The sequence below is a fragment of the Tissierellales bacterium genome, from assembly GCA_035301805.1.
In the GTDB taxonomy this organism is placed as follows: domain Bacteria; phylum Bacillota; class Clostridia; order Tissierellales; family DATGTQ01; genus DATGTQ01.
Map to the genome: position 1 here is coordinate 1 of DATGTQ010000113.1, position 5,363 is coordinate 5,363.

9 protein-coding genes are annotated in these 5,363 nt (G+C 30.4%); all 9 read right to left on the reverse strand.

Annotation, left to right across the window (positions count from 1 at the left end; translation table 11 throughout):
• Positions 1–363, reverse strand: a 363-nt coding sequence (locus tag VK071_05150) for a T7SS effector LXG polymorphic toxin (protein ID HLR34703.1), incomplete at its 3' end; no start/stop codon positions are given.
• Positions 364–528: 165 nt separating this feature from the next.
• Positions 529–846, reverse strand: coding sequence for a hypothetical protein (locus VK071_05155; protein HLR34704.1), 318 nt, complete (start codon positions 844–846; stop codon positions 529–531).
• An 84-nt stretch (positions 847–930) separates the two neighbouring features.
• Positions 931–1,380 (reverse strand): hypothetical protein, encoded by a 450-nt coding sequence (locus tag VK071_05160; GenBank protein ID HLR34705.1) that lies wholly within the window; start codon positions 1,378–1,380, stop codon positions 931–933.
• 200 nt (positions 1,381–1,580) lie between these two features.
• Entirely contained in the window at positions 1,581–1,703 is a 123-nt protein-coding gene (locus tag VK071_05165) for a hypothetical protein (GenBank protein ID HLR34706.1), read from the reverse strand.
• A 120-nt stretch (positions 1,704–1,823) separates the two neighbouring features.
• Positions 1,824–2,459: a hypothetical protein gene (locus VK071_05170; GenBank protein HLR34707.1), complete on the reverse strand. Its 636-nt coding sequence runs from the start codon at positions 2,457–2,459 to the stop codon at positions 1,824–1,826.
• A 16-nt stretch (positions 2,460–2,475) separates the two neighbouring features.
• Positions 2,476–3,036 (reverse strand): TNT domain-containing protein, encoded by a 561-nt coding sequence (locus VK071_05175; GenBank protein HLR34708.1) that lies wholly within the window; start codon positions 3,034–3,036, stop codon positions 2,476–2,478.
• 614 nt (positions 3,037–3,650) lie between these two features.
• Complete coding sequence (locus VK071_05180; protein ID HLR34709.1) at positions 3,651–3,986, reverse strand: hypothetical protein; 336 nt, start codon at positions 3,984–3,986, stop codon at positions 3,651–3,653.
• Positions 3,987–3,995: 9 nt separating this feature from the next.
• Complete coding sequence (locus VK071_05185; GenBank protein HLR34710.1) at positions 3,996–4,808, reverse strand: hypothetical protein; 813 nt, start codon at positions 4,806–4,808, stop codon at positions 3,996–3,998.
• A 65-nt stretch (positions 4,809–4,873) separates the two neighbouring features.
• Positions 4,874–5,215 (reverse strand): hypothetical protein, encoded by a 342-nt coding sequence (locus tag VK071_05190; GenBank protein ID HLR34711.1) that lies wholly within the window; start codon positions 5,213–5,215, stop codon positions 4,874–4,876.
• Positions 5,216–5,363 lie beyond the last annotated feature (148 nt).

Here is a 5,363-nt window from a genome sequence, read left to right on the forward strand (position 1 = left end):
TTTTCCTATTTGATTGTTTATCAATCCAGATAGTTTGGACAACATTTCGTCCATGATTTCAAAATCTGAACTAAAATGGCTTTCTTCATGTTCCCCTACTTTATCCCTTAAACCTTCTGCTTTATTATATAAACCTGTATAATTGCTTCTTACCCCATAAGCTGAAGGAGCTCTCAAAGAAATAATATCTGATATGCCTTCTAAGGTCTTTCTTAAAGATTCATCTGATTCATTAAATATTTCTTTTTTCTCATTTAACTTTTCCATTTGATCTTCTAATTCATCTTGAGCAATTTCTGCGCTAGTGCTAGAATCTAATTCATAATATTCATTGGCATATATTAAAAATAGGGGATAATAAATTAGTACTAACTATCATCCCCTATAAACTATATATTCTCAAATATTAATTTCTTCTTTTAATTTTTCTACTTTCAATTTAGAAAGGCTTGTTGCTTTTACTATCAAAGCTACTTTTACTCCTTTTATCTTTATCCTTTCATTAAAATTTTTGTAATATAATTTATATCATAGTTCATTGATATCAATAAGATTCTCTATTACATAATCTTCTCCAACCTTATTCTTAATAACACTGTATGCATCTTGTACTTTTTTTCGAAAAGTTTCCTTAGCATTATTATCACAAAAACCTTCATATCTAAATTCTCTTCCATCATTAATAAACAAATTGTCAAAGTCTTCTTGAATACTTACCAAAAGAAAATCAAGAGTATCATTATTTTTTAATTCATCCACTAAATCATTATTAATTAGGGAATCATTTTTATCGTAGATCCACATAGGAAAACATTTATACTCCAATTTTAACTTAATTTTATTCATACATCATCACTCCTTACTTTATTGATACAGGATTAGCTCCTACTACAAAACCATTACTCCCTGTTGTAATTGCCACCCTCTGGGTTACACCATTACAACTTCATATATTGGTCTTCCTGTGCCTCTTCCTTGATATCCAACTACTTTCCCATTTTCTAATGCCTCCATAATGAACTTTGAAATATCCTTTTCAGGAATCCCTTTAGATATAAATTCATCTGCATGTTTCATCACATGTTTTAGCCCCGCTTTAGAATTGCCATTCTCTAACCAAACTGACCTTCCATCTGGAGTTTTTGTTATAGCTACAATATCATTTACATTATATTTCACACCACTATTAGCCAACTCGTCTAATAAATTAGAATGCAACTCAGTTTTATCTATAGATACCTCCTTCATTCCCTTACCGCCAGACGCAATAATACCTAATGTAGTGTCCACTTCCATTGATTCTGGCCCACTATAAGTAATATTGCTAATCCCCATTCCAATTCCCATGGCTACATATGAATTTAAATCATATCTATCCATAAGGGTATTAGATGCTACTGAGCAACTGTGCCAGGGACCATACGTTTAGTTTGGTTGCCATAACTTTTTCTATTGGGAGACCACCTGCTATTGGAGTTCCCATTGTGGATATTATTGTACTTGCATTACCTGTTTTATAATATAATTCTGGATTTATTAGTTTCATGGTGTAAAAAGAAAGCTATAACGAATTTATCACGCTATAGCTTTCTTAAAATAAGTATATAATCTATTCTGATTTCCCATCCTCTATTTTTCTTATCACTTCTTTTTTCTCCAACACTCTCTACATAAAACTTTCCTTTCAGATCAATTTTATTCATATATACTTCCATACTATCTGGATCATTAATATATCTCTATTATATAATAATTCCATTAATCTAGTACTAAGTATTCAGCTCTCTTATATTTAATTAGACTCCAACTAATAAATCATAAATTTAGTCGCTAGATGTTGAACAATTAATTTCTATATTAAAAACATAGTAATCTAATAATTCATCATAATATTTATCCACTGGTAAACTTTTTTTCAGTCTATTAAACATAAGATTAAACCTTTCTAAATATTTAGAGCGGATAAGTAAAATTCTAAACCCTTCTGTAAACTCTATATTTTCTTCAATTATTTTCCCATTATAAATTATAGCACTATCTGCTTTGCGTTCTACTAGAGATATTTTCCCATTCTCTATTTTGTTTATGACGGCATATTTTGAATTTAGGTTATTTTTTAATAACTTTTCAGCTTCTTCTACTTTGTTGTCTAATAGAAGAAGAAAAATTTTACTACGAGGATTTCGAATATAACTTTTATCGGAGTATAATTTATCTACATAAAAATAAACATATGCCAGAAAATATATTCTATCCTCACATTCAAATACTAATCTTTCTATCCCCCTTGAAACTTGATATATTGAGTATAAATTATCTACAAATCCCAATTTCACGAACATCTCTTGATCTACCATTTTTGTATTATTAATATAGTTATATATTTCAATATATCCTTTCTCTTCTATAATACCATACTTACTCCAATCCAATAAATCTTCAATAGTCTCAAGCATCATATCCCCCTCAAATTCTTTATTTCCTCATAAATAATTCGGTAATATCCTCTAGTATTCCTTCTTCTTCTAACCATTCTATAGTAAATAAATTTCCATCATTGTCAAACACAATAAACTGCTCTCCTCCACCAGGCTTATCAAACCAAGGTGCAGCCTTCCCTGCTGTCATCTCATAATCCTTAAGTAAAACATAGTAATATTCTTTAGCCCCTTCGCTATGTGGAGCCAAAGATCTTTTATCAAAAGAATCTTCTAGATTACCTAAATACTGACCTGTTGGCTCTCCTATCCTTTTAAATATAGTACCCTTTTTAACAACTCTTGTTTCTTTAGTTCCTTCTAAAAAACCATAATCATCGGGCCAATTGATACGACCTGTTACCTGATCATAATATTTCGGATTATCATATACATCTTTATGTTTTTTATATAAATCTGCTTTTGGCTGATGCTTCCATTGAGAGAGTTTAACTCTATCTTCTATATCAATACCATTTTCAGCATAGTGGTGAAAATTATTGTATCCCTCTCTATCCTCTGGCGACATTAAATTTCCATAAATAATGGATGAATTCATAAATCTATTAGATTAAAAGCTCGAGCATATTTATATTAACCATGAAATTATAGATGAAATATTTTATAGAGATGTAAATACAACTTCAAATAAAAAAGTAAAATATTTTGTAATATCCCAGAATACACACATATTACTTTTTCTAAACTTATGATTTAATCACAGATAAATAAACCTTCCATTCTAAAGGATTTTGATGATTAGGTATAGTCTTTTTTCTTTGCAATAAAAAAGAACCCCTTTGGACTTTACCTATTGAGGCCCTTTTTATCCACATCAGCAGATTTCAATAAAAGTCGAGTGGAAACCAGTAACTTTTGGGAGGGGAATGATTACTCTCCTAAACTTGCCTTTAGATGCTACGGACCCAACCAAACTAGAAATTATACGTTTAGTTTGAATTGCTACAACATACTTAATTGAGGTGCCTGCAGTTAATAGAGAATATGTAATAGATATTATTATACTTGCATCGCCTGTTTTATGTTATAATTGTGAATTAAATATAAAATAAATCCATAGTACCATATTAACTATGCTAGATATGCCGTTATATTATTATATATTCCTATGTAATTATATAGTGCTATGTTTCATTCTAAAATACTATTCTACTATTTCACACAGTCCTTCTTTACAACCATTCCATCTCCTATCTTTATAAAATATCTTCTTCCATAAAAATCACTAGCAAGAATTTTGTCTCCTTTTAGTATCATTTGTTCATAGGGCAAATTTTCCTGATTTGGATACAGTTTATTCAAATCCTCACTTTGCCAAACTATACCATCCTCAGATACTTTATATAAATTATTTATTTCTAATTCATTAAAAGGAATATCCAACAATACAATCAGACTATTTTTATAACGAATCACATCTCTGATAGCAAAATCAAACTCTACCCGCATACCATTGTAGTTTAAAATGTTTTTATTAATTGAATACATAATAACCCCCTATTCAAGTTTTCTTGGTTTTACAAATTCACCTATTCTTTTACCCATCAAATCATATTGAATACCTCCACCATTCCCCCATCCAGGAAGTCCATTAGCTTCACCAATCCTCAAACGTGTTCCTTCCGTCAACTTAACGTCTACAATATATTTAGGTTCACTTGGCAACGCAAATTTATCTCGAATTTGTGCAGGTGTCAAACCTGCAATATCGTCTGCTTCCATAACCCAACCACCGTACATTCCAGAAATTTCACCATCATAAACTCTTACAAATGTTTTTTCCTGTGTTAATTCTATTTCACTAACTTTGGTTCCTAATTTATACGGTGGATTATCATACCCAAAGTCTTTCCACCATTGATTTACTTTATCTGCAGATTTAGTATTTACTTTTTTGCACCAAGTCTTTAATTCTCCTTGTTCTATCTCTACTCCATCCACTCCCTTACCGCCCGACGCGGTAATACCCATTGTAGTATCCACTTCTATCGAATTTATTCCCTTATAAGTAAGCCCACTAATCCCCATTCCAATTCCCATTGCTATATATGGATTCATATCGTATTCATCTATGAGGACATTTGATGCTATTGAACCGACTGCACCAGATGCTAGGCGTTTAGCTTGAGTTGTTATAACTTGTTCTCCTGGAACACCACTTGCTATTGGAGCCCCCATACTAGAGATTATTGTACTTGCATTACCTATTTTATAATATAATTCTGGATTAGATTTAAATATACTATCTCTAATAGGATTTACAGCTATAGACTTACCGTCTCCTTTTATTCCATAATATAAATTATTCACTCATTCTAAGGTGTTGGACAACCCATATAATTTAGAGCAAATATCAACTGCAAAAGCTCCAAATGCTATTGGGACTCAATATTATCTTTCATAAGATTATTTAATTTATTTATTACTAGAGACAGCCTTTCTTCCAATTCTTTTAATTCTTTTTCACCTTGTTTATTACTATATATATAATTACCGACGTCTTCGTGCCATACCAAGCTATATTCAATATCATCAGAGTATAGTTTTATAATATTATAAAATATACCATCAATCTTTTCTTTTGCTTGCATTCCAAATTCACTTCGAAACAATTTAGATATGATATCATTTCCATCATAATAGTCAAAATTAGTTAGTAAATATTCTACTCGATTATTTTCATCATTATTAACATGTTTTACATAATCAATATTCATTTTATCTTATAACCTCCTCGTATAATAAAGTCATAGTTTAAAAACTATATTTTCTTTTCTATCTCACACTTCTTGTGAGATAATAATTGTACAGATAGAGGTCGTAGTTAACCTCCTTGAAGCGTTGTCTTCCTTATTTAGGGTTACG